Source organism: Arthrobacter sp. OV608 (assembly GCA_900110595.1).
In the GTDB taxonomy this organism is placed as follows: Bacteria; Actinomycetota; Actinomycetes; order Actinomycetales; family Micrococcaceae; genus Arthrobacter.
This window is the reverse complement of record FOEZ01000050.1, coordinates 1-4313: the sequence shown is the minus strand read 5'-3', so window position 1 is coordinate 4313 and position 4313 is coordinate 1. Positions and strand designations below refer to the sequence as shown.

The following is a 4313-nucleotide window of genomic DNA, read 5'->3' as shown; positions in this document are numbered from 1 at the left end:
TCGACACGAACATCCACCGCTTCCGATGGCACGCTCAACATCTCTTCCGCCTTCGCTGACAAAACTCCACCTCGACTTAGCACACTCATGCGCAGTGCCCAAAACAACCCAGACAGCCACACCATCCAAAACTTATGAATACGATACCACGGCAGGCCTGAATAGGATACCGACCGCGTGGGCTCATAAAAAGTCTTTTCTTAGCTGCAGAAGTTGTCTCGGTGAGAACTCTCCCAGGAAAATCTCCGATTACGGTGGGCGCCGGTCTCGGTGCCACGGCTGGCCGTTATGCCCTTATCTGTATACCTGTGCAAAGCCGCGATGAAGAAGACGGCCCTCGCCTACAAGCAGCGGACCGGTCCGGCATATCCCGAATTGGACGAGCTGGTCGAGCTGACCGGTTGTCACCGCTATTACGCACGACGCGCTCCACGCCCCACCCCTGAAGGTGGTCAAACCCAGCCCGGCCCGACGCCGGTCGCAGGCTTTGTCAGATGGCTGGCTGAATGGTGCGGGTCGTCGCTGTCTGAAAGCGGTTCTCGATCCGTGGCAATCATCATCGGGATGCACTTCCCTGATTCGCAGCGCGACGCTGTGTTCGCAAAATGTGATTGCTGCTCACGCTCGGGACTTCCATGGCGCAGTTTGTGGGCTGACGGCCCCGTCAGCAACAATTGCCTCAGCAACGGCAGGGCTCTCAGCCAGTTTGCATTTATCAATCGGTCGTTGAAGCGATCGTCGCAGGTCAGCAGCTTGGCGATCCGGTGCTGTCGGAAACGCATCACGTCCCCGTGTATATCTTCACGGGAGCCGACGTCACGGGCTGCTTCATGTCATGTCGAGGGGACCTGGACCGCAGTGATTAGGATGACGTCGCGGCGCCGTCGGGCTGGTAGGCAACAGTGCGGCCACAGTCCCCGGCCACACTATCGGAAAAGCGCCGATGGTGTTGGGCTGGTCGACGATCACGAGCCCCCGCCCGTGCTGCTGCAGCCCGGTGAACAGCTCGCGCAGCCGCGCCTCATCCGGAGGCCATTCTGGCGACTGAACCGACCTGAACGCAGCCTGCATTTCCACCAGGCCCCGAGTTAACGCTTGCCCTTCGGCGAGCCAAAAGTTCCCATAGCCCGCTCCAGCCTGAGGTGGATTCGATTCCACAACCCTTGCATCCGATTTCATGATTGGCTTGACCGAAGCTGAAGGCCGCTGATAAAAAGAAGCCCACAGGCGAGAGGGGATAACAACTCCTCCTGGCAGCTTGTCCAATTTCGAAGGGGAAAGAATGACAGCTTCCACCCAGCTCACGATGAGCATCACCGATCAACTCTTCGCTATTGAGCAGATCAAGCAAGTCAAGAGCAAATATGCGTACAGCGCCGACCGAGGCAACTGGGAAGACTTCGCTTCGGTATTCGCTCCCGATGCTGTGTTCGATGAAAGCGACTTCCCGACCCCACTCCAACCGTTCAGCAAGGAGCCTGTTTCCAGCGAGATTCTTGACTATTTCAAGGAATCTGGTTCAAGAGTCGAGTGGCCCCTCGTCGGCCGCGACGCTATCTACGCCGAGCACGTCGGCGTCGCAGCCGACCACGTGATGGTCCACCATAATTTCGACCCCTACATCGTGCTGACCTCGGACACCACCGCTACGGCCAGGTTCCGGTTCGAGAGCCAGCACTGGTTCCCGGCCGGGCGGCCAGTGAAATACATGCACAATGTCGGCGCTTACCACGAGACCTACGTTCGATTGGAAGACGGCAACTGGTACATCCAGACCTTCAGGTTGGAGCGCCAGCGCGTCGAGGCCGTCTAGAGCTGACAGTTCGTCGTTATGCGGTCCGCACCTCAGCGGACGGCATCGGGCGCAGTCCCAACTTCGCATTGCAACGATTAGGAATGAAGTGACATGTCAAGAATTCTGACCGACGCCCAACTCGCGCTCCGCGATAAAGTACGGACTTTCGCGCGCGAAGTTGTCGGGCCGCGAAGGTTGGAGGCGACCGACGACCCTTCATTCCTCAAGGAGATGAACCGGCTCATGGGTGAGGCCGGCATCTTGCGCACGTTTGCACCGAAGTCGCTTGGCGGCGACGAGATGGGCGTGATGGCGATTGTCATCGTCATGGAGGAGCTCGCACGCGAATCGCCTGCAGTCGCCATGAGCGCCATGATGCAGATGAACATTCCCGTGAACATGGTCAAGACTCCACCTGTGGCAGACCGCTGGGCCCGGAGCGCACTAGCCGGCGAGACAACGGTGTCGTTCGCATCCACCGATCCCGTCGGGTATGCCAACTACACCGAGCACCCGGATATCGGGCGATGCGAAGGCGATGAGTTCGTGCTCAACGGTGTCCGCCATTTCGCGGGACAGGCAATCTTTGCCGACGTGATCGGCGTCTCCGGACTGGTCGACGGCGACATGCACCTGTTCTGGATACCCGCTGACCAGGCCGGCGTTCAGGTGAGCCCGATGCCGAAAATGGGCATCGGTGCCCCCTGGGGCCGCGTCGAGCTGACCGACGTACGGGTACCAGCGGAGTATGTCCGCGACATGAATGTCCTCGTGAAGGACCGCCAACTCGTCGACGTCAGCGGCACAAGCAAGGTTTCAACGCACCCCATCTCAGCCTTGGCACTCGGCCTCGCCGAAGGAGTTTGGGAGAAGACAGACGCCTACTTGCGTGAGCGCACGGTCCGCAACGAGCCACTTGCCTCAATGCAGGCGCTCCAGCACAAGCTCGTACGCATGAGACAGAACATCGAAGCGGGACGATCGATGCTCTACGACGCGACACAGCTCGTCGATGCCGGACAAGGCGATGCCGTCCTGGACCACCTCCTGAAGCCCTTCCTCACCGAAATGGCGTTCGACGTCGCGACAACCTGTATGACACTTCACGGGGGACGCGGCTACGAGCGCACAGCGGGCATCGAGATCTACCTGCGTGACGCAGCCGGCCTCCTGATCGGCGAATGTACCGCAGACATGCACTACTCAACGATCGCGAACCTCCTGAACATGCCAGGTGCACTGCCCGGGTCACCCTGAGCCCCACGTTGCTGGGATGACTGTGGCGCCCGCCCGACGGACCTGCTCGCTGCGGGGAAAATCGACCTGACCGCCGACCTCGAAACTGTCATTATCAGCCTGGACGGCAGATCCGTCGGTGCCCCACCCCCGGTCTGGGGCACCGGTCTGACCATAGACGCTCGGCCGGGGTGTCCCAGCCGAGCGTTTTGCGCGGTCGTGTATTGAGTTCTTGAGCGACGTGCTCAAGGGTTCTCGGGCCCGTAGGCGTTCAGGTTGGTGCCTTTGGGGAAGTATTGGCGTTGGTGTTCTCGTTGGATCCGCGTTGCCACGGGCTGGCGGGATCGCAGAAGTAGACGTCCATGGCGGTGGCGATGCTGAACGCCTGGGTTTGGCAATTTCGGCCCGTGGTTCCACGTCAGGGATCCGCGCAGGTGCGCTGGCAAGGTCCCCATGGTCTCGATCAGCCCGTCGCGGACCGATTCGGCGGTGTGGTCCACCGGCAGGTGCACCAGCATCACGTAGCGGGTTGTGCGTTCCACCAGCGTTGCAATGGCCGACTGGTTGTAGGCCCCGGTGATGAGGTCCCCCTCCTTACGGTGTTGTTGTGGGTGATTTCGGAGCTGTCGTAGTGTTTCGATCACCCTCGGGTGGCGGGTATGGCACAAGTCTCCCTGCCCCTTGGACGGCTCACTGGGAATAGCCGCCCGCTGCCCGCCGATGACTCGACCGCTGATTGAGAATTACGACATTGATCGTTGGGTAAGGACGTGCCGACGTAGTTATCGGCAGGGCCAACCGAAATTGGAGCTGATCGAAGGGAACTGAATATGATCGATTAGACAGGGGCGGTGATGTTCTCGAAACGGGTCGAGAACGACGAAAATGCACTGCTCGATCTCATAGCCACGGTCGCGGAGATCTCGGCCGGTCGTGAGGTCTATCCCCGGACGGGTTGTCCATCACGCTGCGGCAACCTACCGCAGAGATGGCAAGACTGACGGGAAAGACGCCAGGATCATTGCTGACCAGGCACGGATGCGCACTGATCTGCAGCCCGTCCGCGGTGCCGATCAGATCAGCGTGGACCTGCGGCTCCTGACCGGCCGCCGGACCGATCTGATTTGCGACGTGTCCGATCGATGAACAGGCTTCGTTCCAGCTTGCTGGAATACTTGCCTGCCCTGGAGCGCGCATTTGACTACTCAAAGAAGGCGCCCCTGCTCCTCCTGGGCGGCTACCAGACCCCTGAGGGCATTCGGCGGGTAGGACTGACCCGGCT

4 protein-coding genes and 2 pseudogenes are annotated in these 4313 nt (G+C 60.3%); 3 read left to right on the top strand and 3 right to left on the bottom strand.

Annotated elements, in window-relative coordinates:
- Positions 1-452: 452 nt before the first annotated feature.
- Together BMX78_RS22950 and BMX78_RS23905 are read right to left on the bottom strand one after the other, a co-directional pair.
- Positions 453-785, bottom strand: a complete 333-nt coding sequence (locus tag BMX78_RS22950; RefSeq protein WP_139205080.1) for a hypothetical protein — start codon at positions 783-785, stop codon at positions 453-455.
- Positions 786-886: 101 nt separating this feature from the next.
- Positions 887-1032, bottom strand: a pseudogene (locus BMX78_RS23905) (IS110 family transposase); the annotation flags it as partial.
- A gap of 274 nt (positions 1033-1306) precedes the next feature.
- On the opposite strand from BMX78_RS23905, the gene BMX78_RS22465 reads away from it, so the two are divergent.
- Together BMX78_RS22465 and BMX78_RS22460 are read left to right on the top strand one after the other, a co-directional pair.
- The gene (locus BMX78_RS22465; protein ID WP_170850933.1) at positions 1307-1813 is read left to right on the top strand and encodes a nuclear transport factor 2 family protein; all 507 of its coding nucleotides are present in this window, start codon (positions 1307-1309) and stop codon (positions 1811-1813) included.
- A 93-nt stretch (positions 1814-1906) separates the two neighbouring features.
- Positions 1907-3052: an acyl-CoA dehydrogenase family protein gene (locus BMX78_RS22460; RefSeq protein ID WP_091424807.1), complete on the top strand. Its 1146-nt coding sequence runs from the start codon at positions 1907-1909 to the stop codon at positions 3050-3052.
- Between the two features lie 94 nt (positions 3053-3146).
- Here the strand turns inward: BMX78_RS22460 and BMX78_RS22455 are convergent.
- Positions 3147-3624, bottom strand: a pseudogene (locus BMX78_RS22455) (IS30 family transposase); the annotation flags it as partial.
- A gap of 340 nt (positions 3625-3964) precedes the next feature.
- On the opposite strand from BMX78_RS22455, the gene BMX78_RS23570 reads away from it, so the two are divergent.
- Positions 3965-4177 carry an IS110 family transposase gene (locus BMX78_RS23570; RefSeq protein WP_286139235.1) on the top strand — a complete coding sequence of 71 codons (213 nt, stop codon included), beginning with the start codon at positions 3965-3967 and terminating at the stop codon, positions 4175-4177.
- Positions 4178-4313 lie beyond the last annotated feature (136 nt).

Coding starts and splice junctions, on each gene's coding strand:
- BMX78_RS22465 (WP_170850933.1), top strand. CDS start 1,307: ATGAGCATCACCGATCAACTCTTCGCTATTGAGCAGATCAAGCAAGTC.
- BMX78_RS22460 (WP_091424807.1), top strand. CDS start 1,907: ATGTCAAGAATTCTGACCGACGCCCAACTCGCGCTCCGCGATAAAGTA.